Raw genomic sequence first — 24,540 nt, forward strand, 5'->3', positions numbered from 1 at the left:
ACTGCGAGACAGACACGTCGAGCAGGTACGAAAGTAGGTCTTAGTGATCCGGTGGTTCTGTATGGAAGGGCCATCGCTCAACGGATAAAAGGTACTCCGGGGATAACAGGCTGATACCGCCCAAGAGTTCATATCGACGGCGGTGTTTGGCACCTCGATGTCGGCTCATCACATCCTGGGGCTGAAGCCGGTCCCAAGGGTATGGCTGTTCGCCATTTAAAGTGGTACGCGAGCTGGGTTTAGAACGTCGTGAGACAGTTCGGTCCCTATCTGCCGTGGACGTTTGAGATTTGAGAGGGGCTGCTCCTAGTACGAGAGGACCGGAGTGGACGAACCTCTGGTGTTCCGGTTGTCACGCCAGTGGCATTGCCGGGTAGCTATGTTCGGAATAGATAACCGCTGAAAGCATCTAAGCGGGAAACTAGCCTCAAGATGAGATCTCACTGGGACCTTGAGTCCCCTGAAGGGCCGTCGAAGACTACGACGTTGATAGGTTGGGTGTGTAAGCGCTGTGAGGCGTTGAGCTAACCAATACTAATTGCCCGTGAGGCTTGACCATATAACACCCAAGCAATTTGCAGGCTTCGAGCTGAAAAGCGAAAGAGCACCAGATTGCGGTGTGTGAAGACGAACCGAACCGAAAGTTCGAGATACTCACAAAACACCAAACTATCGCATACCCATTCGCTGGAGCGTGAACCTGCAAAGGCCCACGACCTGGCTCCCGAATTTCTTGACGACCATAGAGCATTGGAACCACCTGATCCCATCCCGAACTCAGCAGTGAAACGATGCATCGCCGATGGTAGTGTGGGGTTTCCCCATGTGAGAGTAGGTCATCGTCAAGATTAAATTCCGAAACCCCTATCTGCGTATGCAGGTAGGGGTTTTGTTTTGTCTGCAAGAAAAGCACGATCGGGCTACAGCACAAATTTGCACAGTTATTTTCGCCCCATGACACTAGAATAGGTTCAACTGGCAACGCCTGAAGCTCATCGATCAATGCCAACCTCCCGCAGCTGCCACCGAAACGCACACGGCGCATCGGTGGGTGAGCATTGGCCACCACATCCAGGTGCACAAAGCTAATGTAGGGTTCTTCGCCACCGACCTCCCGCCACAACCCCACTCGACGAAGATGTTTTTCATCTGGATTTGGCTTTCAAGGACAACCGTTAGAGGAAATCGCACTAAAGTGACCGCACAGTTTTTGGTATGTTGCAGCTCGTTTTTTAACGGACTGATTTCAAACCTACGGATCGGCACCCCCTTTACAGTCAAAGAGCTGCTGCAGAAATGCCCCAACCGATACCGATCAAGGACCACGAAAAAGAGACGCGCCTGGTCAACTGGCATGACGGTCGACGACTTGGCGGACTACGTGAAACAGTATTGGCCGATCCTCAAGGTTCGGTTGCTGGCCGGTGAGTACCATCCAAGTAGTGCGCGCCGTCGACATCCCCAAACCCAAAGGTGGAACACGGCAGCTGGGAATTCCCTGCGTCGTGGATCGCCTGATCCAACAGGCTCTGCTGCAACAGCTCACACCAATCTTCGACCCGCTGTTCTCGGACTACAGCTACGGCTTCCGTCCGGGCAGAAGCGCCCACCAAGCCATCGAAACAGCCCGTGCCCATGTGGCGGCGGGTCACCGCTGGTGCGTGGAACTCGATCTGGATAAGTTCTTTGATCGGGTCAACCACGATGTCCTGATGGCCTACATGGCGCATCAAATCGAAGACAGGCGGGTGCTCACGCTGATCCGTCGGTACCTCGAAGCGGGAACGATGTCGGACGGACTCGTCAGCTGACTGCAAGGCGGCCCGCTCTCGCCGTTGTTGTCGAACATCCTGCTCAACGAACTCGACCGCGAACTGGAAGGGCCGAGGCCCATGGTGGAACTCGGGAGCGCCACATATGAATCAGGCGCTACCGAAGAAGCTGTGGAATCGACTCGGGTTGGTCTCGATACTGGATACGATAAACCGGCTTAACCGCATAACCTGAACCGCCGTATACGGAACCGTACGTACGGTGGTAATGGAATGGACGCCCCCTGTCCTAACGGCATCAATGTGCCAAAGTGAAAGTGTTAATAGCACTTAACGGAAGGGAGCGTCCCCATGAAGCTTACGACTGTTGGTATCGACTTAGCAAAAAACATATTTCAAGTGCACGGTGTCGATGAACGAGGCCAGCCAGTACTGAGGCCGCTTAAACGTGACCAGGTTGCTTCCTTCTTTGCGGTATTGGCGCCGTGCCTGATTGGCATGGAGGCTTGCGGCAGCGCCCACCACTGGGCGAGACAACTCAAGGATTTGGACATACGATCAAATTGATGGCTCCACAATTTGTTAAGCCGGCCCTATGTGAAAACGAATAAGAACGACGTAGCCGATGCAGAAGCGATTTGTGAAGCGGTAGCTCGACCCAATATGCGCTTCGTGCCGATCACGACGACAGAGCAACAAGGAGTCTTGGCCATGCATCGTGCGCGTCAGGGTTTTGTTAAGGCGCGTACTGCGCAAGCGAAAGAGCTTTACCAACGGTGGGCAGATGGCGGCATGGTTGGGGCTGGTACCGCGACAGCATTCGAGCGGAGGCAAGTCCACGCTATTAGGTATCAGTAAGCGAGGCGATAGCTATTTGCGCACATTGCTGGACCACGGCGCACGAGCCGTGGTCCGCTACGCCGAAGGTAAAACTGACCCCGGATTGGTTGAAGGGTTTGTTGGCGCGTCGTAATACGAATGTGACAGTCATTGCACAGGCCAACAAAAATGCCCGGATTGCCTGGGCGCTGTTGGCCCATGACCGCAGATTCCGACCCGGCTACACCCCTGACGTTGCAGGGGTATAGCCGGGTCGGTGGAGTCAGGCGATGATGCGTTAGAAGGTGTACTTCCAAGGTTGCCTAGGCAATCACGACGTGATGGCAAGACAGGTCAGACCCGGGATCGGGTAACTCTGCCCTCTCATAGGCGCATTGAGCGCGTGGTGGTGATAAGAGCCCGATCAGCAAATTCCATCAGGGACAGAGGCAGAGCCTCACATAAAGTCCGGATATATGGCTGCAATCTCAACCCCGTCTGTGTTGTCACGAATTGAAAGCTCGGCAAACTGGGGGCGTCCATGTATGTGAGAGGACGGCGGGTGCAACCCGCCTCCTACTCGATCCTTGAGAAAGTGAGTTTCACTGATCCTTTTCGCAATTCACCATCCACGACACACCAAACCGATCAACCAGCATGCCGAAGCGAGCCGCCCAGAACGTGGCTTCCAGTGGCATGTCCACCTTGCCGCCGTCCGACAACGCAGAAAACACCCGCTCTGCCTCAGCAATGCTGTCGACGTTCAGCGAAACCGAACAACCGCTCATTTCGTCAGTGGGACGGTCAGGTGTTGTGTCAGAGCCCATGATCGCCTGATCGCCCACCAGCAAGCGGGTGTGGATGATCAGGTTGTGGTAGTCCGCCGGAAAGTGCTCGCGCGCGGGGCTTTCGCCGAAGGTCATCATGACTTCGATCTGGCCTGGCAGGCTTTGTGCGTAGAAGGTGAATGCGGCTTTGCAGTCGCCGTTGAAGATCAGGTAGGGATTGATTTTCATTTTTGGCTCCTGGTATCGAAGGTGGCGGAGGGAGGCTGGATTCACCTCCCGGCTCCGCAGTAATTGGGTTCCCATTAGCTAAGCGTTAGATGGTGCGATTGGCAGGAATCGTTTAGACGTTTTCTCTATTGAAGTGGCGTGGCTTATGGCTTCCGGCACCCACGGGTCAATCCACGATCACGGGGATATCGTCCTGGGTCTCAGGCCACTGCGCGTGGCGCCGAGGGACGCAGCAAACGTTCGATGGCTCCACTCACCAGACTATCCAATAGTTCAACGTGCTCTCGTTCATCCAACGAATGTTGCGCCAGCCAGCCGGGTGCGCTGTTGAGTAAGTTGGCGATTGCATGTCCGGCGGCCAGCAGACCCTGTTCACTGAAGTGGGACCGGGCCCCGAGCATCAGCAACAATTTGCGCTCATATTGCTCGCGCAATTGCCGAACCCGATCCTGCTGCTCTTCATTAAGGCAGCCGCTGTCACGCTCCGCCAGACGAAAATGCCAGGGCATCTCCTGATGCAGGTTCAAATGCGCTCGGATAAGGGCATGGAGCTTGTCACGTTTTGCCGGGGCCTTTTGCTCGATGCGCCCCAAGGTTGCCAGCAGCTCCTCGTAGAACTCCTCGATCAGGTCGAGCAGCAAGTGCTGTTTGCTGGGGTAATGGTGATACAACGAGCCGGGGGCGAGCCCCAGGCAGGTCGCGAGCTCACGCATGCCGACCTGGCCGAAACCCTTGCTGGCGAACAACTCCAGCACCTTGTCCCGGTACTCGGCAAAGCGCGAGCAACGCTCAGGCATAGGCATGGAAGCCACGCCCCGTTTTGCGCCCCAGGTAGCCGGCGGCCACCATTTCCTTGAGCAGTGGAGCAGGGCGGTACTTACTGTCGTTGAAGCCATCGTAGAAGGCTTCGAGGATCGCCAGCACGGTGTCCAGACCGATCAGGTCCGCCAACGCCAGCGGCCCGATCGGCTGATTGCAGCCCAGGCGCATGCCGGCATCGATGTCTTCGGCACTGGCCAAGCCTTCCTGAAACACCAGAATCGCTTCGTTGATCATCGGCACCAGAATTCGGTTGACCACGAAACCCGGACGGTTGCCGGCGGTGATCGCGGTTTTGCCGAGTGTTGTCGCCATGTCCAGTGCCAGGGCGTGGGTGGCGTCGCTGGTTTGCAAACCGCGAATCACCTCGATCAGGCCCATCATCGGCACCGGGTTGAAGAAGTGCAGGCCGATGAGGCGTTCAGGCTGGCTCACGCTGGCAGCGAGCTGGGTGATGGACAGCGACGAAGTGTTGGAGGCGATCACGCACTCGGTGCTGACCTGCGCGGCGATTTGCTGCAGCACGCGCAATTTCAGGTCGAGGTTCTCGGTGGCGGCTTCGATCACCATTTGCACGTTCTGCAGGCTGTTGTAGTCGGTGCTGGTTTGGATTTTATCGAGGGCGGCGAGCTTTTGCTCTTGCGTCAGCGTGTCCTTGGCGATCTGCCGATCGAGGTTTTTGCCCACGGTCGCGATGGCTTTTTGCAGGGCGCTCTCGGAGATGTCGAGCAAGGTCACGTTGAAACCGGCCAAGGCGCAGACTTGCGCAATGCCATTGCCCATGGTGCCTGCGCCGATCACGCCAATGTTTTGCAGATTCATGTTCCGTCCTTCCGATCAAACCCCGCGATACCTTGGCCGCCGTAGTGGCCGAAGGCGTACTATTGGTCGCGAGTCTAGAGCCAGCAGGGCGGTTGTCCTATGCCGAAACTGTTCAACGGCACTGGTGTTTTTTGCCATTTCAGGTGATGGGGAGAGAAGCGTTCACATGCGGGAAAAGGACTCGGTTGCCGCCTACTTCGTGCAGGCAATGATCCATGGGCTGGGGGAAGATCCGCAGCGTCTGAGGGTTGCGCTTGAACAGGCGGGCATCGACCCGACGTTGATGGAGCAGCCCACTGCGCGTGTGCCGGCGAGCGCGTTCGCCGCGTTGTGGTTGATTCAGATCCGCGAACTGAACGATGAATTCTTCGGGCTCGACTCCCATGGCATGCCACCGGGCAGTTTCGCCCTGATCTGCCGGGCATTGATTCAGGAACCTGACCTGCACAAAGCCATGCGCCAGTGCCTGGCCAATTTCGCGCTGTTCCTCCACGACTTTCGCGGCACGCTGACGGTGCGCGGCAAACGCGCGGTGATCAGCTTGCAGAACCACTCGCCAAACTGCGACGTCAGTCGTTTGGGCGAGGAGACGTTTCTGGTGTTGATGATCAGTCTGCTGTGCTGGCTGGGTGGGCGGCGCATCCCCATCGATCGCGCAGACTTTCGCCATGAGCGTGTGTCGCTCAGCGATGACCGTTTGCTCTGGGGGCCGAACCTGACCTTTGGTGCAGAGCGTACTGAAATCGAATTCGCCAGCCACTACCTGCGTCTGCCGGTGGTCCAGGATCTGACGTCGCTGAAGGTGTTTTTGCGCACCGCGCCGCAATGGCTAGTGATCCGTTTTCGTAATCAGCACGGCCTGGCGTCGCAGGTCCACCAGCGCCTGCGTAACAGCCATTACAGCCAATGGCCGACCTTGCAGGACTTCGCCCTGGAACAGCACCTGAGCCCCAGCACCTTTCGCCGAAAACTGGAGCGTGAAGGGTGTTCGTATCAAGAGATCAAGGACGAGGTGCGCCGCGGTGTTGCGTTCGAGCAGCTGCGTCAGAGCAAGGCGAGTATCAGCGATATTGCCGAGCAGCTAGGCTTTCAGGAGCCGAGTGCGTTCCATCGAGCGTTCAAGAAGTGGACGGGCGAAAGTCCGGGGCGGTATCGGGCCAGGCATCGGGGGGAACTCACGGAGTGAACCCTGTTCTTGATCGCTTCACCTCATTACTCGACCAGGCGAGACGCGCCTTGCTGCTGGTCTGGGCAACGTCTCGCGGATTGTTTCTGGGATTGGTGCTGGCGACGCTGATCGCCGGGGTGCTTCCGGCAATGGCGGCCTGGTTGGGGCAGCAGATTGTCGATGCAGTGGTCACCGCCATGCAGTTGCACGCGCAGCAGGGCAGTGCGCCGTTGTGGCCGGTCGTGCGTTATGTGTTATTCGAAGCGGGCGTGCTCGCGTTGCTGTCCGGGACCCAGCGTGCGCTGTCAGTCCAGCAATCGCTGTTGCGGGTGCAGTTGGGACAGAAGGTCAACACGATGATTCTGGAAAAGGCCCAGACGTTATCGCTGGTGCAGTTCGAGAATTCCGAGTTCTACGACAAGCTGGTTCGGGTGCGGCGCGAAGCCTCGACCCGGCCGCTGGCGCTGGTGATGAAGTCGTTGGGGCTGATCCAGAACCTGATCGTGTTGATCAGTTTCGGTGTGTTGCTGGTGCATTTTTCGCCGTGGGCGTTGGTGTTGCTGGTGGTCGGCGCGTTACCGGTTTTCTTCGCCGAAGCGCATTTTTCTGGTGATGCTTTCAGACTTTTCACGCGTCGCGCGCCGGAGAGTCGACAACAGAATTACATTGAAACGCTGCTCTCCCACGAGGGCTACATCAAAGAGGTCAAACTGTTCGGCTTCGCGCCGTTGCTGTTAAAGCGTTACCGCGAGACATTCGCACGTCTCTATGCCGAAGACCGGCGCCTGACGCTACGTCGAGATGGCTGGGGATTTGTCCTCGGCCTACTGGGCACCGGCGCATTTTATCTGGCGTATGCCTGGGTTGTGGTCGATACCGTCCACGGCAACATCAGCCTCGGACAGATGACCATGTACCTGGTGTTGTTCAAGCAGGGGCAGACGGCGGTCAGCAGTAGTTTGAGTGCCATCAGCGGTCTCTACGAGGATGGTCTTTACCTTTCCAGTCTCTATGAATACCTGGCCGAGCCTGTTGTGGCGGATACCGGCCATCTCACCGTGGGCGCCGTACCCGGCGATGGCCTGCGTTTCGAAAACGTCGGTTTCCGTTATCCAGGCGCCAGTCGCGCCGCGCTGGAAGGCATCGATCTTCACCTTGTACCCGGGCACAGTCTGGCGCTGGTGGGGGAGAACGGTTCGGGCAAGACCACGCTGATCAAATTACTGACTCGGCTGTACCGTCCTGATCAGGGTCGCATCCTGCTGGACGGCAGCGATCTGCAGACGTGGGAAGAAGACGCGCTGCGTCGGCGCATCGGGGTGATTTTTCAGGACTATATTCGCTACCAATTCTCTGTCGGCGAGAACATTGGTGTGGGTGACACGCTGGCGTTCAATGATGAGCAGCGCTGGCAGGAAGCTGCCGCCGAGGGCATGGCCGCACCCTTCATCGAGGGACTGGATCGAGGGTATGCCACGCAATTAGGGCGGTGGTTCGCCGGGGGGCAGGAGTTGTCCGGCGGGCAATGGCAGAAGATCGCGTTGTCGCGCGCCTACATGCGGCGCAACGCCGATATCCTGATTCTGGATGAGCCGACCTCGGCACTCGACCCGGCGGCGGAAGCGGCGGTGTTCGAGCATTTTAGTGTGCACACCGAAGGCCGCATGACGTTGCTGATTTCCCACCGGTTTTCCAGCGTGCGCAATGCGGATCACATCATCGTGCTAGATCAGGGCGCGATCCTTGAACGGGGCGATCACGACAGTCTGGTGGCAGCGGGCGGGCGCTATGCACAGCTGTTTGATTTGCAGGCCCGCGGTTACCGATAGATCTCAATACTCCCGAGGCGATGGCACATCTCGAACCCCAAGCGTTGGCGCAGTACATCGATCATACCTTGCTGGCGCCCGATGTTTGATCAGGTGCGGGACGACATTGCCCAGGTCAAACAGGCCTGCGGCAGTGTGCCGCTTAACCCAGTTCCAGTCTGCTGGTGCGCCGATCCATTGCCGCGGGGATCGGATTGGGGGAAATTCCGGTGTACATGCTGTCGCGGTGTTTTCAGGGACAAGCGAGTAATGCCCGGGGGCTTCCATGCCCCCGGGTGATTCACGGTCATAGCATTTCCGGCAGTTCTTGCGGCCGCAGATCAAAAACCAAAACCTCGGCATCGACGCCGTTGTTCAACGTCAGCACCTGTTCATCGCGAACCCGTACACCATCGCCTTCCTGCAACTGCACGCCGTTGAGTTCGACACTGCCACGGGCCATATGCACATAGGCGTAGCGGTTCGCGGCCAGCTCCAGCGTAGCGCTTTCCTTGCCGTCAATCAGCGCGGCGTACACCCGGGCATCCTGACGCACTTTCAGTGAACCGTTAGCCCCGTCCGGCGAGATGATTAGTTGCAGACGCCCACGTTTTTTCTGGGTGCTGAAGTGCTCTTGCTGATAACGCGGTTTGGCGCCGCTGACCTCCGGCACGATCCAGATTTGCAGAAAGTGCACCGGCCGCGTGGCCGAATGGTTGTATTCGCTGTGCGCCACACCGCTGCCGGCGCTCATCAATTGCACGTCACCGGGGCGGATCACCGAGCCGGTGCCCAAGGTGTCCTTGTGTTCCAGGGCACCTTCGAGCACGTAGGAGAAAATCTCCATGTCACGGTGCGGGTGCTGGCCGAAACCTTTACCGGCCGCCACGCGGTCATCGTTGATCACCAGCAAGTCGGAAAAACCCTGCTCTTTCGGGTTACGGTAGTTGGCGAAGGAAAAGGTGTGGAACGACTTCAACCAGCCGTGATTGGCGGCGCCGCGATCAGAGGCTTTGCGAAGGGTCAGCATGATGAAATCTCCTGTGGGGACGTTGATTCGTCCGAGTGAGGAGAAGATTAATATTTACTGGCTGATGCAATAAGTAGATGGAAACTGAAATACTGTCTCTTTCAGGTTGACAGTAATCTGCGCGCGATCACGTATTCTTCTCCGACGCTGCCGCCACACTTGGCCATAATGCATAGCATCCTTAAATGACAGGCTCGCTCCCACAGGGGGCGGTGTTCGGCAGACGGACCTTCTTTTGACTTCAGTGATTTTGAACCCATGAAAACCGTGGCTATGGTGTTGTTCCCCGACTTTCTGTTGCTCGACATGGCCGGTCCCATGGAAGTGTTTTCCATCGCCAATCGATACCTGGCACCGGATGATCGTTATGAGCTGTCGACCATCGGCACCGAGCAGGGTGCGCTGCGTGCCTCCAACGGTGTAAATGTGCAGACCGATCTGCACATCGATCAGGCCGATCACGCGTATGACCTGTTGCTGGTGCCGGGCGGTCCAGGGGCCTACAACGAAAAACATCCACCGTTGCTGTGTTGGCTCAAAGCCGCTGTCCATCGCGCCGAGCGCTACGGATCGATCTGCACCGGCGCGTTTGTGCTGGGGCATGCCGGTCTGCTGGACGGCTATCGCGTCACCACGCACTGGCATTACACCGAGCGGCTGATCAAAGGCTTTCCCAAGGCGACGGTGGAGACCGATCAGATTTATGTTCAGGACCGCAACCTCATTACATCCGGCGGCGTCACCGCCGGCATCGACCTGGCACTGTCGGTGGTCGCCGAAGACCACGGCAAAAAAGTCGCCCAGGACGTGGCCAAAGTGTTGCTGGTGGTGATGAAGCGCCAGGGCGGGCAGGCGCAGTTCAGCCCGTTGATGGCCGCCGTCGCACCGCATGAAACGCCGATCACCCGCGTGCAGAACCATGTGCTCGAACATCTCGATGAAGCCTTCAGCATTGAACGCATGGCGAGCCTGGCGAACATGAGTACGCGGCACTTCGCCCGGGTGTTTACCCGGGAAGTGAACATGACACCCATGGAGTTTCTGCAAAGCGCGCGCATCGATTGCGCCAGGAACCTGCTGGAAACCAGCGACTTGCCGCTCAAGACCGTGGCCTTCAAAAGTGGCTTTGGCAGCGTGCGGCACATGCGTTTTCTGTTCGCTGAAAAGCTGGGTTTGACCCCGACTCAGTACCGCGAACAGTTCAGCTAGCGCGTTCTTGTCCGTCGTGCGCACCGCAATGGCCGTGACGCTCCCACCGTGGCAGTTGTACCGTCACTGAGGCCTGCCAAGATACCCATGAACTCTTGGCAATGGAGGTGCGGGAGCCTGGAAGGTCGGGTGCGATGGAGGTTACTGCACTGTGAGCCGGGCCAGGTTTTCAGCACGCAAACGTGCATGAACAGCCTCAGAGATTTAAACAGCGATACGGTGCTGCGATTCGGCCCCTACGCGTTCCACCTGCGGCAGCGGCTGATCCTGGACTGCGATCGACCGCTGCGCATGGGCGGTCGGGCACTGGATATCCTCCAGGTGCTGGTCGAGCACGCCGGCAATGTGGTCAGCAAGGACGAGTTGATTGCCCACGTCTGGCCGACGTCCGTGGTGGAAGAAATCAACCTGCGCGTGCACATTGCGGCCCTGCGTCGGGCCCTTGGCGACGGGCAGAGCGGCCAGCGCTACATCGTCAACATTCCCCAGCGCGGCTACAGCTTTATCGCCCCGGTGGAGCACGTACCGGCGGGCTCCCTGGTCTCGATCGAGACCGTGCAAAAACCTCAGCACAATTTGCCCGCACGGCTGTCGCCGGTGACCGGGCGCGACTCGATTGTCGGCAGTCTGGTTCGGCAGCTACCGGTGCGGCGGCTCATGACCCTGGTCGGCCCGGGCGGCATCGGCAAGACCACCGTGGCGTTGCGCGTCGCGGAGTTGCTGTTGCAGCACTATGAGGACGGCGTGTGGCGGGTGGATGTCTCAGCCATTGACGACCCGGCGCAAGTGGTCGATCACCTGACCCAAACCCTGGAACTTGAAACCGGAACCACCCTGGACGTGCTGGCCGAGCGGCACACCTTGTTGGTGCTCGACAACTGCGAACACCTGCTGGAACGCTGCCGGACATTGGTCGAGGACTTGCTGGTGTCGGCGCCCCGGCTGTCGATCCTCGTCACCAGTCGCGAACCGCTGCAAGTGGCGGGGGAGACGGTCCAGCGTTTGCCGTCCCTGGCGGTACCGCCCGCGTCGGCATTGCATTGTGTGGCCGAAGCCATGGGCTATTCAGCGGTGCAACTGTTTGTCAGTCGCGCCCGAGCCCGTCAACAAGGGTTTGCCTTGCGCGAACAAGACCTCAAGTCGGTGCGTGAAATCTGTCGGCGGCTCGACGGTTTGCCACTGGCCATTGAACTGGCAGCGGCGCAGATCGATGCGCTGGCGTTGGTCGGTTTGCAAGCTCAGCTGGATAACTGTTTTCAGCTGCTGACCCAAGGCCGGCGCACGGCCGTGCCCCGACATCAAACCCTCAAAGCCGCGCTGGACTGGAGCTATGAACGGCTGAGCCGGCTGGAACAAACCGTGTTGCAGCGCCTCTCGGTATTCAAAATGTCCTTCACCCTCGATGCCGCGATTGGCGTGAGCAGTTGCGAGGCGCTCAAGCCCAATCAACTGGCGGCGTTGGTGACGCGATTGGTGGCCAAGTCGTTGCTCTCGATGGATCAGGTCAACGGCACAACCCGTTATCGTTTTCTCAACACCACGCGTACATATGCCCTGGAAAAGCTCGAGCACAGCGGCCACCTGCGTACGTTCGAGAGGCGCTACTCGCATTACATCTGCCGTGCGCGCTGGGTCTCAGGCGTGCAGTTGCCCTTGGAGCTCGTCGAGTAGCCGACGGGCTTTTCTCAGGTCCGGTGTGGCAAAACCTTCGGTGAATCGGTTGTAGATCGGCGTCAGCAGCTCATGAGCTTGCTGATGCAAGCCCTGGCGCTGCCACAGTTGAGCCAGTGAGGTGGCACTGCGCAGTTCCCAGGCCAGGGCGCCCTGATGCCTGGCGACATTCAACGCCCGGATCAGCACCGCCTCGGCCGCATTGGTTTGCAGCGGGCAATCTTCCGTTAGCAGCGCATCCGCCTTGGCGCGCAGAATTTCCGCGGTGCTCCAGCCAGCCTTGCCGGTGTCGGCCCGTTGCAGCAGGGCGTCGTCGACGAACGCGGTGTCGAGCGTGACCATGATTTCCTTGATCAATCCTGCCCCCGGTTGATCGGGCCACTGCGCTTCGGCGTGGTCGATCACCTGTGCATAGTGTTGCGCCCAGGTGTAGAACAGCAGCACCGAGTGTTTCTGCGCTTGTTCCAGCAGCAGGCGCACCAGGTCGCGCGCGGTGCGCGTATCGCCGTTGTAATGGGCGATCAGGCAGCCGGCCAATGCCAGGGTGTAGCAAATGGAGGTGCCATGGTTGATCTGGATCGCGATGTCCAGTGCCTGACGGGCTGTGCGCCAGGCTTGTTCCGGCTGACCTTGCAGCCAGAGGATGCGCGCCAGAATCGTCAGGGCGGCCACGCTCTGATCGTATTGCACGCCAAAACCGTGGGTGAAGCGGTTGAGGTGCCCGCTCTGGGCCATGCGCTGGATGACCTGTTCGGCATTCTCTCGAGCCAGTGGCTGATTCCCGGCAAAGTGCAGGGCCAGTACGCGTAAGCGGTGCGTGCTCAGCGACAGCACGGCGTCACCCTTCGCGCCCCCCAAGCGATCGAATAGCTGGCTCTGCTCCAGCGCCATTTGATAATGGCCGCAACTGAGGTTGACCGCCATGTGCCCGGACACAGCCCGAAGCTGACCGACCACGTCATTGTTGTGCCTAGCCAGGGTTCTGGCGCTGACGAACGCAGCGATGGTTTCGGCCGTGCCACCCTGGGTGTGGTAACAGGAGCTACCGAGTGCGAGCGTGAGGGTCATTTTCAGATGAGGGCAGGGCTCGGGTGCCGCCTCAAGCAATGCCAGCGATTTGCGCACGTAGACGCCGTGTTCCTTGAGCAGCGACAGTTCCTGCCAGAGTGGCGTCGACGTCGCGGCCAACCGGATCGCCAGCGCCTGCGGACCTTGAGCGTTCAAACCCCAGTCGAGGGCCGAACGAATGTCATCCAGACTGCGTGCGTATCGCTCGATCCACAGGCCCGTGGAAATCAGCTCCCAGTCAGCCTGGGCCTGATCCATCAAGGCCAGGCAGCGTTCGGCGTGGCGCTCTCGCGTGTCCGGCCAATCGGCGGCCTGGTCGAGTTTTTCCAGGGCATAGCTGCGGGTGGTGTCGAGCAAGCGGTAGAACACTTCTTCGTCGCCCACGTCCACGTTCAGCAGCGACTTGGCCACCAGTTGCGTGATCGAGCCAAACACCGCGCCGGGCTCGATGTGTTCGCCGACGATCACCGCCGCTGCTGACTCCAGCGTGAAGCCGCCCCTGAACACACTCAGTCGGCGCAAGCAGGTTTGCTCGCAGGCGTTCAGCAGTTCGAAACTCCAGTCGAGTGTGGCGCGCAGGGTCTGGTGCCGGCCCAGCGTCGACTGACCACCGTGGGTGAGCAGACGAAAACTGCCTTGCAGTTGCGTCAGCAATCCGCTCAGACCAAAGTGGCCGACTTGCGCCGCCGCCAGTTCAATGGCCAGCGGAATGCCGTCCAGGCGGTGGCAGATTTCAATCAATAGCGGTAGTTCGTCATCGCTCAGCTCGAAACTGTCATGGCTGGCCATGGCCCGCTCGACGAACAGTTGCAGCGCGGAAAAGGTCAGCGCCTGAGCGCGGTCCAGCACAGCGATGGGCGGCGGGCAATCGAGCGATTCAAGACGCTGAACGAATTCACCTTCGGCCCGCAGGCTCTCGCGACTGGTGGCCAGAATGTGCACGTGTGGCGCGGCGCGCAGGATGCTTTCGCAGAGCAGTGCGACGGCGTCGATCAGGTGCTCGCAATTGTCGATTACCAGCAGCATCTGCCGCTCGCGCAGGAACGCTGCAAGGCTGTTCATCGGTTCGGCGTCGTGCAGGGACAAATCCAGCAGCGCGGCCAGATGTGCGGCGATCATCGTCGGGTCGTTGATCGGCGCCAGGTCCAACAGTCGAATGCCGTCCCGATAGCGACCGATCAACCGTTCGGCGACGCGCAGCGCCACAGTGGTCTTGCCGATGCCGCCGGGGCCGACGAGGGTGATGAAGCGCTGGCGTGACAGTTGCGTGACCAGGCTCTCGACCAGCGATTGACGACCGATCATGCGCGTTCGACGGATGGGCAGGTTATGGGCGCTCGGCTCCGGCCCTTGGGTCTTCGGATATTGCTCGATCGATTCCAGCGAGAACGGCGCGACAAAACTGTAGCCGCGCTGGGCGACGGTGACGATATAGCGCTGGCCGGCCTGGCCGTCGCCAAGGGCTTTGCGTAGCGCCGCCATGTGCACGCGCAGGTTGATGTCTTCGACGACGCTTTTGGGCCAGACCCCGGCGATCAGTTGCTGTTTGCTGACCACGTTTCCGGCGTGCTCCAGCAGGATCAACAGAATGTCCATGGCGCGCCGGCCCAGGCGCAGGGGCTGGTCGGCCTCCAGCACCAGACGTTGTCCGGGATAGATCCGGTAGGGGCCGAATTGGATGGCCTGGTCGGGGGAAAGGGTCAACGTGTCGCTCCTGCTTGCAGCCGTCTAGTACGCGGTTTCGAGCATATTCCTCAGGTTTTTCCGTCAACGCAACGAGGGTTCGGTTGAACGGTCGGGTGTTCGCGGCGACTGCCTGTACCCGGTGCCACTAGCAGGGGCCGTGTTTATTGGGTGCAACCGTAGCAAAACAGGTGTTGAGGCTTTTGGCGCGTCAATGAAAATTAACAACGTTTAACTCGTCCTGCGTCTGGTTTACGCCCAAAACTCTCATCCTTCAAGTTCCAGGGAGGTAGGGACTCATGTCAGTCAGTCAAGAGCCGCTCCCACAAAGGACGCCGCAATGAGCAACGTGGTGGTGGTCTATCACAGTGTCTATGGGCATACCCGCGTCATGGCCGAAGCCGTGGCCCAAGGTGTGGAACGGCACGTGGGCAGCACCTGCCTGCTGATTCCGGTCGACGAAGTGGACCAACACTGGGAGCGGTTACACAGCGCCGACGCCATCATCTTCGGCGCTCCGACCTACATGGGCAGCGCGTCGGCACCGTTCAAAGGTTTCATGGAGGCGACGGCGGCGTTCTACCTCGCCCAGCCGTGGCGCGACAAACTGGCCGCAGGCTTCACCAATTCCGGCTGCCTGTGCGGCGACAAACTCAACACCTTGCTGCAGATGGCAGTGTTCGCCGCGCAGCATTCGATGATCTGGGTCGGCCTCGACCTGCTGCCGGCGCGCTCCAGCTCGGGTGCGTTCGATGGGCAAATGAATCGCCTGGGCAGCTCGCTCGGTGCCATGGCCCAGTCGAATGTCGAACAGTCCCCGGACCTCGCACCGCCTCCCGAAGATCGCTGCACCGCCGCTCATCTGGGCGAGCGGGTGGCGCGTCTGGCCGAACGCATGGCCCGTTCACCGGTTTGACTTACCCCAACACTCGCTGAGGAGACATCGCATGAGTACGTTCACGACCCGAGACGGTACCGAGATTTACTACAAGGACTGGGGCACCGGCCAACCCATCGTCTTCAGCCACGGCTGGCCGTTGAACGCTGATAGCTGGGAATCGCAGATGATCTTCCTGGCCTCCGAAGGCTACCGAGTGATCGCCCACGACCGCCGCGGCCATGGCCGCTCCAGCCAGCCGTGGTCCGGCAACGACATGGACACCTACGCCGATGACCTGGCGCAGTTGATCGAGTTGCTGGAGCTCAAAGACGCCGTGCTGTTCGGCTTCTCCACCGGCGGCGGCGAAGTGGCGCGCTACATCGGTCGCCACGGCACTGACCGCGTGGCCAAGGCCGGGCTGATTTCTTCGGTGCCGCCGCTGATGCTCAAGACCGAAGCCAACCCCGGCGGCCTGCCGATCCAGGTGTTCGACGGCATTCGCCAGGCGTCCCAGGCCAACCGTTCGCAACTGTACATCGACCTCGCCAGCGGGCCGTTTTTCGGCTTCAACAAACCGGACGCCAAGCCGTCCCAGGGCATGATCGACTGGTTCTGGATGCAAGGCATGACGGCCGGCCACAAGAACGCTTATGACTGCATCAAGGCGTTCTCCGAAACCGACTTCACCGAAGACCTGAAGAAATTCGACATTCCGACGCTGGTGGTGCATGGCGACGCGGACCAGGTGGTGCCGATCGAAGCGGCGGGCATCGCCTCAGCAAAACTGGTGAAGGGTTCGCAGCTGTTGGTCTACCCCGGCGCGCCTCATGGCTTGACTGACACCCACAAGGATCAGCTCAACGCTGATCTGCTGGCGTTCCTCAAGGGTTGATGTATCCCGGCGCGGGCGTAGATCCGCGCCGGTTTTCGCTCTTACAAGCAGCCCTTTCAAGGTGTTTTCCCTTTATGGGCTTTGAGCACTCGATCGGTCGACACATGAGCATTCGCAGCCTTTCCCTCCAGCCACTCCTTGGGCTTGGCGATTTTGGGGCCGCGTATGCTTTTGGCAACCTGTTTGGGCTTGATATTCCTTGCCAGCGCCAACAAGCGCTGTGCCAGCGTTTCTGAGGTCGATTGAAGTGACAGATAATCCGACGGTAACGCGATCTGCATGCCCTCATAACCACTGCGCACTTGCACTGCCAAATGGAAAATCGATGCCTCCCATCCCTCTGGTTGCGTCTGGCGATGAGCCTGTTCAACGCTGCGCTTAAGCACTGACAAAACGTTGTAAGCCAACACGGCCGCGGCAAATCCCAGCAGAGCCGCCTTGGGGTTGCCCAGGCTTTCGATTTCACTGTCCAGCACCGATTCCAGGCGCTGGAACATCCCTTCGATACTCCAGCGACGACGATACAAATCGGCGATTTGCTCAGCGGTGATGGTGTCGGGCAAGTTGCTCCAGAACAACAGCATGGTGTCGCCTGATTCGGTAGCTTTTTGCAGGTTCAGTTCAACACGCCGCCACTGACGTCCGCCTTTCACTTCGATGGTTTGCTCGCGCACGCTTCCCGCCTCGACCGCGACAGGTTCTTGCCAGTCGCTTTCCTGAAGCAGGCGCGGATGCTTACTCGGCTCACGAATAATGAAAGAAGCGCCAGCGTCTTCGCAGGCCTCCATGACCGGGAGCGTGCAATAGAGCCGATCAGCCATCCACAACTGGCCCCTACTGGCGTTTTCCAGCAACGGCAGCACGCCGACGCGCTCACTGGCATAAGCATCTTCACAGGGCTGAAGATCGACGACCTGGTCCAGATCAGGGTCGTAAACCACGACCGAAAAACCAGGCCGGGCGGCGCCTCGTTCACGGCGCAACGCGCCCAGACGTTTTTCGCTGGAAGGCAGGTGGTTGCCGTCAACCACCCGCAGTTGCCAGCCAGGCAAAATGGCCGAGCAGCCCAATTCTTCAATCGTCGGAGCCAGGCGTTGCGCACTGCCGACTACCAACGCACGCAGCAGCGCGGGCTCCGTGCGGCTGACCTTGTCATAAAGCGCCGCCAAGCTGACGGGAAGATCTTCCATCTGCCGCGCCGCGGCATGTAGCGAGGGTCGCAAACCCAGTGAAACGAGGGACATCAGCTCAATAATGGTCGAAAACAAAAGCTCGCGCGGGTACTGGCGCTGACGATGTTCTTCGAACACCTGATCAACCCACTCTGCCGCAACGGCCTGCTCCAAAACCAATTTGGCCATGACACTGGCCGGCGCTTTTTTCTCGAACCGCGCTAAAACTTCTGCCCACATCGTCTCGCCGTCCTGACTGGAGTTTTGAGGATTTTATCAAAGACCTTGAAAGGGATGGCTCTTACAAGGTCATGCGAGAGAGGGGACGTACTGTTCGACAACGCCACGCAAACGGATTGATGCCTTCGCTGCGGGTGAAGATGTGGCAAAAATGCGCCTGATCACAGAAGCCGCATTCGAGGCTGATTTGCGTCAGCGTCAGGTCGGTGCTCTGGATCAACTGCTTGGCCAGGGCGATGCGTTGGTGGCGAATCCAGTCTTGCGGCGAGAGCCCGGTGCTGCACTTGAACGCGCGGGAGAAATGACTGCGCGAAAGGGCGCAGGCGCGGGCCAATTCGGTCACTTCAACGGTTTCACCAAGGCGTTCGAGGATCAGTTGCTTGGCCAGGCTTTCGCGCCACGGGGTCAGGCCGCCGGTGGTTTTCTTTCGCGTTTCAGTGACAGTCGCGCGGGCGACGTTTTGCTGAGAATGGGCCATGACAAATGTCCGTGTCGGTGAGCTTCATTCTTGGGCGCAGGGCTCTGGCAGGCGAGTTAAACGTTGTTAATTCCGTCTGTGCGCAGTGCTGACATCGGCGCGATCTCAGCACATTGCTGCAATTTATACGGGCACGACCCGTGCAAAATCGACGTCAACTGGCGGCCAAAGTACCGTTGATCGAGTAAAGTCCCACCGCTTCGTGCCTGGCTGAACACACAAGGGAACCGCGCCTATGAACCGTAACGATCTGCGCCGCGTCGACATGAACCTGTTGGTGATTTTCGAAGCGTTGATGTTCGAAAAGAACCTCACCCGTGTGGCCGAAAAACTGTTCATGGGGCAACCGGCGGTGAGTGCGGCGCTGGGGCGGTTACGGGATCTGTTCGACGATCCGTTGTTGCTGCGTAATGGTCGCGGCATGGAGCCGACGGCGCGGGCGCTGGCGATTCTCAAGGAGCTGCAACCGGCGATGGATGTGATTTCCGGGGCGGTCAGTCGAGCGAAGGAATTCGATCCGACGACCAGTTGCGATGTGTTCCGCATTGGTTTGTCGGATGACGCGGAGTTCGGTTTGTTTCCGCCGTTGTTGCGGCAATTGCAGGAAGAGGCGCCGGGGATCGTCGTGGTGGTGCGGCGCGCCAACTATCTGCTGATGCCGGCATTGCTGGCCTCGGGAGAAATTTCCGTGGGGGTGAGCTACACCACGGATTTACCAGCGAATGCCAAGTGCAAGAAGTTGCGGGACATCCCCTGCAAAGTGCTGCGCGGGGACAAACGATCGGGGACGCTGACGCTCGACGAATACTGCGAACGACCGCATGCCATGGTGTCGTTCTCCGGCGACCTGAGCGGCAACATCGATCTGGATCTGGCGAAGGTCGGACGCAGCCGCCGCGTGGTATTGGGTGTGCCGCAGTTCAGCGGTTTGCGCGCGTTGCTTGCCGGCACTGAAATGATTGCCACCGTGCCGGATTACGCGGCGTGTGCGCTGGTTGAAGGGTGTGCGTTGCGGGCGGAGGATCCGCCGTTTCCCATCGATGCAGCGCAGTTGTCGATGGCCTGGAGTGGGGTGCATGACAATGATCCGGCGGAGCGGTGGTTGCGGTCTTGGATCAGCGATTTCATGTCGAGGCCTTTGCCGGTTTCGGCTTGAACGTGGCGGCCTTCGGGCCGACCATGCTGTTGTTGACTGAGTACATATCCATTCCTGTGGTCACGGCTGCTTAGGGTTTCGCCCTTACGGCCATCCCTTTCAAGGTCTTTGATAAAATCCTCAAAACTCCAGTCAGGACGGCGAGACGATGTGGGCAGAAGTTTTAGCGCGGTTCGAGAAAAAAGCGCCGGCCAGTGTCATGGCCAAATTGGTTTTGGAGCAGGCCGTTGCGGCAGAGTGGGTTGATCAGGTGTTCGAAGAACATCGTCAGCGCCAGTACCCGCGCGAGCTTTTGTTTTCGACCATTATTGAGCTGATGTCCCTCGTTTCACTGGGTTTGCGACCCTCGCTACATGCCGCGGCGCGGCAGATGGAAGATCTTCCCGTCAGCTTGGCGGCGCTTTATGACAAGGTCAGCCGCACGGAGCCCGCGCTGCTGCGTGCGTTGGTAGTCGGCAGTGCGCAACGCCTGGCTCCGACGATTGAAGAATTGGGCTGCTCGGCCATTTTGCCTGGCTGGCAACTGCGGGTGGTTGACGGCAACCACCTGCCTTCCAGCGAAAAACGTCTGGGCGCGTTGCGCCGTGAACGAGGCGCCGCCCGGCCTGGTTTTTCGGTCGTGGTTTACGACCCTGATCTGGACCAGGTCGTCGATCTTCAGCCCTGTGAAGATGCTTATGCCAGTGAGCGCGTCGGCGTGCTGCCGTTGCTGGAAAACGCCAGTAGGGGCCAGTTGTGGATGGCTGATCGGCTCTATTGCACGCTCCCGGTCATGGAGGCCTGCGAAGACGCTGGCGCTTCTTTCATTATTCGTGAGCCGAGTAAGCATCCGCGCCTGCTTCAGGAAAGCGACTGGCAAGAACCTGTCGCGGTCGAGGCGGGAAGCGTGCGCGAGCAAACCATCGAAGTGAAAGGCGGACGTCAGTGGCGGCGTGTTGAACTGAACCTGCAAAAAGCTACCGAATCAGGCGACACCATGCTGTTGTTCTGGAGCAACTTGCCCGACACCATCACCGCTGAGCAAATCGCCGATTTGTATCGTCGTCGCTGGAGTATCGAAGGGATGTTCCAGCGCCTGGAATCGGTGCTGGACAGTGAAATCGAAAGCCTGGGCAACCCCAAGGCCGCCCTGCTTGGATTTGCGTCCGCTGTGTTGGCTTATAACGTTTTGTCCGTGCTTAAGCGCAGCGTCGAACAGGCTCATCGCCAGACCCAGCCTGAAGATTGGGAAGCATCGATCTTCCACCTGACGGTACAGGTACGCAGCGGTTACGAGGGCCTGCAGATCGCCTTGCCGCCAGAGCACTTAGCCATCCCGATCCGCTCAGGAGGGCTGGCTCAGCACTTGCTGGCGCTGGCTAAAAACATCCCGCCCAAATCCGTCGCCAAAAGCAAACGAGGTCCGAAGGTGCCTAAACCCAAGGAATGGCTGGAAGGCAAGGCAGTGAATGCTCACGTGTCGACAGATAGGGTGCTCAAGGCCGCCAAGGTCAAAAGACCTTGAAAGGGATGGCCCTTACGGCGAGTCCCTTTTTCAAACGCCAAAAAGGAACCAAAAGGCTTCGCCCCAGCGTCCGGCCCCTCGCTTAGGCTCGGCGTTCCCTCGCTCCGGCATTCATCTGGGGGCATCGCCTCCGGTTGGCTTCGCTTCAACCTCCTCTCGATGTGTTCGACTTCGTCGAACGGCGCTTCGCGCCTCCCCCCAGATGAACACCTCCACTCGGCCTCCCGAAGGGGCGGGCAGAGCAAGAGCAAGATCAAGAGCTGCAGGCGAGCTAACGCTCGGCCTGTTGAGTGGTGAGAAGCAGGGGGTGCTCGCGGATTAATTGTGGGAGCGGTGGATCGTACCGGCGGGCTCATCCAAAAAAGAGCACACACATTCAATTTTCCCTGCCCCCGCACCGGCACTATCAAATGACGTTCCGGCGCTTTGACGCCGGTGGTTTTTCATTGTGCAGGTAGCCCATGAACGCTTCACGATGGGATGGACGAGCCCAGGACATCGGGCTGTTTTTTTTGCGGGTCAGTGGCGGCTTGTTTCAGCTGTGGGTGCACGGTTTGCCGAAGCTGCTTTACTACAGCGCTCAACTGCAAGTCATTGAAGACCCTTTTCACCTGGGCGCGAATGTCACGTTGATGCTGGCGATTTTTGCCGAGGTGTTGTGCCCGCTGCTGATCATGGCTGGAGTGTTGGTGCGGTTGGCGTGTTTGCCGATTTTGTCGGTGTTGCTGGTCGCGCTGCTGGTGGTGCATCCGCACTGGAGCCTCGATGAGGGGCAGTTCGGTTGGCTGCTGTTGATTCTGTTCACCAGCATTCTTATCGCCGGGCCAGGACGGCTGGCGCTCAATGTCCGATTCGCCGGAGTTTTGCGTTATGCCTGAATCCAATCGTTTCGAGGAAGTTGTGACCCTGGTCATCAAGCACCGGGTCAAGGCCGGTTTTGAAGTGCCCTACGAAGCCTGGTTGCGCAACATTGTCAGCATCGCCGGGCAGCAAGAAGGGCACTTGGGCGTAGACGTGATGCGCGGTAAAAACGCCGGCCTGGACATGTACACCTGCGTGCTGCGCTTTTGCTCGACCGAGGCGATGCAACGCTGGCTCGATTCGCAGCAGCGCCTGGCACTGGTCAACGAAGCCACACCGATGCTCGCTGACGGCGACCAGACCGAGGTCAACCCGGTCAATGAGTTCTGGTTCGCGCCGCAAGCCGACGCCGCTTCACCGCCACCGCCGCGCTGGAAGCAGGCCGTGGTGACGTTGTTGGTGATTCTGCCGCACACCTTGCTGGTGCCGATGATCTGGGGTCCGCTGCTGCAGCTCAACGCCCTCCTTTCCAATTACGTGGTTGCCACGTTCCTGATCACGCTGACCATCGTTGTGTCGGTGGTGTACCTGTTCATGCCGATGGCGACGCGTCTGTTCGCGCCCTGGCTGTCCCATTCCACTCCTTCCAAGGAAACGCGATGAACGCCGATCTGATTTTATTCAATGGCCAGTTTCATACCGTTGACCGTGAAAATCCGCGCGCCAGTGCGGTGGCGATCAGCGATGGTCGCTTCGTGGCGGTCGGCACCGACGCTGAAGCCATGGCCCTGCGCGGTTCGGGTACGCAGGTCATTGACCTCAAGGGCCGTTGCGTCATCCCCGGTCTCAACGACTCACACTTGCACCTGATCCGGGGCGGTCTGAACTACAACCTCGAACTGCGTTGGGAAGGCGTGCCGTCGGTGGTCGATGCCTTGCGCATGCTCAAGGACCAAGCCGATCGAACACCCACGCCGCAATGGGTGCGGGTGGTCGGTGGCTGGAACGAATTCCAGTTCGCCGAAAAACGCATGCCGACCCTCGAAGAACTCAATCAGGCTGCGCCGGACACGCCGGTGTTTGTCCTGCATCTGTACGACCGCGCCTTGCTCAACCGCGCCGCGTTGCGCGTGGCCGGTTACACCCGCAACACGCCGAACCCGCCGGGTGGCGAGATTGTGCGCGATGCCAACGGTGAGCCGACCGGCATGCTGGTCGCGCGTCCCAACGCGATGATTTTGTACTCGACGCTGGCCAAGGGGCCGAAGTTGCCGCTGGAATATCAGGTCAACTCGACCCGCCAATTCATGCGCGAACTCAACCGCCTCGGCCTGACCAGTGCCATCGATGCCGGCGGCGGTTTCCAGAATTATCCGGACGATTACCAGGTGATCGAGCAGTTGGCCAAGGACCAGCTACTGACCATTCGCATCGCCTACAACCTGTTCACCCAGAAGCCGAAAGAAGAGCTGACTGACTTCAAGAACTGGACCAGCAGCGTGACCCTGCACCAGGGCGACGATTACCTGCGGCACAACGGCGCCGGGGAAATGCTGGTGTTTTCGGCGGCGGATTTCGAGGACTTCCTCGAGCCGCGTCCGGACTTGCCGCAAACGATGGAGGACGAGCTGGAGCCGGTGGTCCGCCACCTCGTCGAGCAGCGCTGGCCGTTCCGTTTGCACGCCACCTACAACGAATCCATCAGCCGCATGCTCGACGTGTTCGAGAAGGTCAACCGTGACATTCCGTTCAACGGTTTGCCGTGGTTTTTTGATCACGCTGAAACCATCACGCCGCAGAACATCGAGCGGGTGAGGGCGCTGGGTGGCGGTATTGCGATTCAGGATCGCATGGCGTTTCAGGGCGAATATTTCGTCGAACGTTACGGCGCCAAAGCCGCCGAAGCCACGCCGCCGATCAAGCGTATGTTGGCCGAAGGTGTACCGGTCGGCGCCGGCACCGATGCAACGCGAGTGTCCAGCTACAACCCCTGGACTTCGCTGTACTGGATGGTTAGCGGCCGCACGGTCGGTGGCCTGGAACTGCATGCCGAGGGCTTGTCTCGTCAAACCGCACTGGAGCTGTTCACCCACGGCAGCGCCTGGTTCTCTTCCGAGCAGGGCAAGAAAGGCATGATCAAGGTTGGCCAACTGGCTGACGTCGCGGCCCTGAGCGCGGATTTTTTCAGCGTCGAGGAAGAAGCGATCAAGTGGATCGAGTCGGTGTTGACTGTGGTCGGCGGCAAGGTGGTGTACGCCGCGGGTGACTTCGAAAAACTCGGGCCGGCCAGCGTGCCGGTGCTGCCGGACTGGTCGCCGGTGGTCAAGGTGCCAGGGCACTGGCGTCCGACGTCGCCGTTACAGGCGCAGGCTCACCATTGCAGCGGGCCGTGCGGCGTGCATTCCCATCACCATGAAAAGGCGCGTTTGTCGAACGCACCGGTCAGCGATTTCGCGGGTTTCTGGGGCGCGTTTGGCTGCTCATGCTTCGCGTTCTGACGATCACAACCAGCGCCGATGCACTGCGTCGGCG

At 59.5% G+C, this 24,540-nt stretch carries 18 protein-coding genes, 2 rRNA genes and 2 pseudogenes (1 of these 22 running past the window's edge); 15 read left to right on the top strand and 7 right to left on the bottom strand.

Features of this window, described 5'->3' with window-relative positions:
* The 4 genes and pseudogenes from ACYZT7_RS12345 to ACYZT7_RS12360 form a co-directional block, all read left to right on the top strand.
* Positions 1 to 559: ribosomal RNA gene (locus ACYZT7_RS12345) — 23S ribosomal RNA — on the top strand; it begins 2,333 nt to the left of the window's first position.
* A gap of 173 nt (positions 560 to 732) precedes the next feature.
* Positions 733 to 848: ribosomal RNA gene (gene rrf / locus ACYZT7_RS12350) — 5S ribosomal RNA — on the top strand.
* Positions 849 to 1,348: 500 nt separating this feature from the next.
* Positions 1,349 to 1,880 (top strand): annotated as a pseudogene (locus ACYZT7_RS12355) (reverse transcriptase domain-containing protein); the annotation flags it as partial.
* A gap of 243 nt (positions 1,881 to 2,123) precedes the next feature.
* Positions 2,124 to 2,860: pseudogene (locus ACYZT7_RS12360) on the top strand (transposase).
* A 333-nt stretch (positions 2,861 to 3,193) separates the two neighbouring features.
* On the opposite strand, the gene ACYZT7_RS12365 reads toward ACYZT7_RS12360, so the two are convergent.
* From ACYZT7_RS12365 to ACYZT7_RS12375, 3 genes are all read right to left on the bottom strand, one after another.
* Positions 3,194 to 3,607, bottom strand: coding sequence for a VOC family protein (locus ACYZT7_RS12365; protein ID WP_462041217.1), 414 nt, complete (start codon positions 3,605 to 3,607; stop codon positions 3,194 to 3,196).
* 200 nt (positions 3,608 to 3,807) lie between these two features.
* Positions 3,808 to 4,410, bottom strand: coding sequence for a TetR/AcrR family transcriptional regulator (locus ACYZT7_RS12370; protein WP_462041218.1), 603 nt, complete (start codon positions 4,408 to 4,410; stop codon positions 3,808 to 3,810).
* Positions 4,397 to 5,248: a 3-hydroxybutyryl-CoA dehydrogenase gene (locus ACYZT7_RS12375; protein ID WP_462041219.1), complete on the bottom strand. Its 852-nt coding sequence runs from the start codon at positions 5,246 to 5,248 to the stop codon at positions 4,397 to 4,399. Before ACYZT7_RS12375 ends, ACYZT7_RS12370 begins: the two co-directional genes overlap by 14 nt.
* Before the next feature lie 166 nt (positions 5,249 to 5,414).
* Between ACYZT7_RS12375 and ACYZT7_RS12380 the strand changes: the two genes are divergently transcribed.
* On the top strand, positions 5,415 to 6,434 hold the full coding sequence (locus tag ACYZT7_RS12380) for an AraC family transcriptional regulator (protein ID WP_462041220.1): 1,020 nt from the start codon (positions 5,415 to 5,417) through the stop codon (positions 6,432 to 6,434).
* A complete protein-coding gene (locus ACYZT7_RS12385) occupies positions 6,431 to 8,245 on the top strand; it encodes an ABC transporter ATP-binding protein (protein ID WP_462041221.1) in 1,815 nt (604 codons plus the stop codon). Before ACYZT7_RS12380 ends, ACYZT7_RS12385 begins: the two co-directional genes overlap by 4 nt.
* A gap of 286 nt (positions 8,246 to 8,531) precedes the next feature.
* Here the strand turns inward: ACYZT7_RS12385 and ACYZT7_RS12390 are convergent, their stop codons facing one another.
* Positions 8,532 to 9,254, bottom strand: coding sequence for a pirin family protein (locus tag ACYZT7_RS12390; protein WP_462041222.1), 723 nt, complete (start codon positions 9,252 to 9,254; stop codon positions 8,532 to 8,534).
* A gap of 258 nt (positions 9,255 to 9,512) precedes the next feature.
* On the opposite strand from ACYZT7_RS12390, the gene ACYZT7_RS12395 reads away from it, so the two are divergent.
* Positions 9,513 to 10,463, top strand: a complete 951-nt coding sequence (locus ACYZT7_RS12395; protein WP_462041223.1) for a GlxA family transcriptional regulator — start codon at positions 9,513 to 9,515, stop codon at positions 10,461 to 10,463.
* 186 nt (positions 10,464 to 10,649) lie between these two features.
* Entirely contained in the window at positions 10,650 to 12,134 is a 1,485-nt protein-coding gene (locus ACYZT7_RS12400) for an ATP-binding protein (RefSeq protein ID WP_462041224.1), read from the top strand.
* Here the strand turns inward: ACYZT7_RS12400 and ACYZT7_RS12405 are convergent.
* Positions 12,099 to 14,906, bottom strand: coding sequence for an ATP-binding protein (locus ACYZT7_RS12405; protein ID WP_462041225.1), 2,808 nt, complete (start codon positions 14,904 to 14,906; stop codon positions 12,099 to 12,101). The genes ACYZT7_RS12400 and ACYZT7_RS12405 overlap by 36 nt on opposite strands.
* A gap of 226 nt (positions 14,907 to 15,132) precedes the next feature.
* Here ACYZT7_RS12405 and ACYZT7_RS12410 point away from each other — a divergent pair, with 226 nt between their 5' ends.
* The gene (locus ACYZT7_RS12410) at positions 15,133 to 15,801 is read left to right on the top strand and encodes a flavodoxin family protein (RefSeq protein ID WP_462041777.1); all 669 of its coding nucleotides are present in this window, start codon (positions 15,133 to 15,135) and stop codon (positions 15,799 to 15,801) included.
* Positions 15,802 to 15,832: 31 nt separating this feature from the next.
* Positions 15,833 to 16,657, top strand: a complete 825-nt coding sequence (locus tag ACYZT7_RS12415) for an alpha/beta fold hydrolase (protein WP_462041226.1) — start codon at positions 15,833 to 15,835, stop codon at positions 16,655 to 16,657.
* A 56-nt stretch (positions 16,658 to 16,713) separates the two neighbouring features.
* Here ACYZT7_RS12415 and ACYZT7_RS12420 read toward each other — a convergent pair whose 3' ends face one another.
* Complete coding sequence (locus tag ACYZT7_RS12420) at positions 16,714 to 18,018, bottom strand: IS4 family transposase (RefSeq protein WP_462038785.1); 1,305 nt, start codon at positions 18,016 to 18,018, stop codon at positions 16,714 to 16,716.
* A 112-nt stretch (positions 18,019 to 18,130) separates the two neighbouring features.
* Complete coding sequence (locus ACYZT7_RS12425) at positions 18,131 to 18,547, bottom strand: helix-turn-helix domain-containing protein (RefSeq protein ID WP_462041227.1); 417 nt, start codon at positions 18,545 to 18,547, stop codon at positions 18,131 to 18,133.
* 235 nt (positions 18,548 to 18,782) lie between these two features.
* On the opposite strand from ACYZT7_RS12425, the gene ACYZT7_RS12430 reads away from it, so the two are divergent.
* The 5 genes from ACYZT7_RS12430 to ACYZT7_RS12450 all read left to right on the top strand — a co-directional run bounded on the left by ACYZT7_RS12430 (position 18,783) and on the right by ACYZT7_RS12450 (position 24,506).
* A complete protein-coding gene (locus ACYZT7_RS12430; RefSeq protein WP_462041228.1) occupies positions 18,783 to 19,703 on the top strand; it encodes a LysR substrate-binding domain-containing protein in 921 nt (306 codons plus the stop codon).
* Between the two features lie 199 nt (positions 19,704 to 19,902).
* A complete protein-coding gene (locus ACYZT7_RS12435) occupies positions 19,903 to 21,207 on the top strand; it encodes an IS4 family transposase (protein WP_462040829.1) in 1,305 nt (434 codons plus the stop codon).
* A gap of 461 nt (positions 21,208 to 21,668) precedes the next feature.
* Positions 21,669 to 22,085, top strand: a complete 417-nt coding sequence (locus ACYZT7_RS12440; RefSeq protein WP_462041229.1) for a DoxX family protein — start codon at positions 21,669 to 21,671, stop codon at positions 22,083 to 22,085.
* Entirely contained in the window at positions 22,078 to 22,671 is a 594-nt protein-coding gene (locus ACYZT7_RS12445) for an antibiotic biosynthesis monooxygenase (protein WP_462041230.1), read from the top strand. The genes ACYZT7_RS12440 and ACYZT7_RS12445 overlap by 8 nt, the downstream gene beginning before the upstream one ends.
* On the top strand, positions 22,668 to 24,506 hold the full coding sequence (locus ACYZT7_RS12450) for an amidohydrolase (RefSeq protein ID WP_462041231.1): 1,839 nt from the start codon (positions 22,668 to 22,670) through the stop codon (positions 24,504 to 24,506). Before ACYZT7_RS12445 ends, ACYZT7_RS12450 begins: the two co-directional genes overlap by 4 nt.
* Positions 24,507 to 24,540 lie beyond the last annotated feature (34 nt).

The sequence above is a fragment of the Pseudomonas sp. RT4P38 genome (assembly GCF_054897765.1).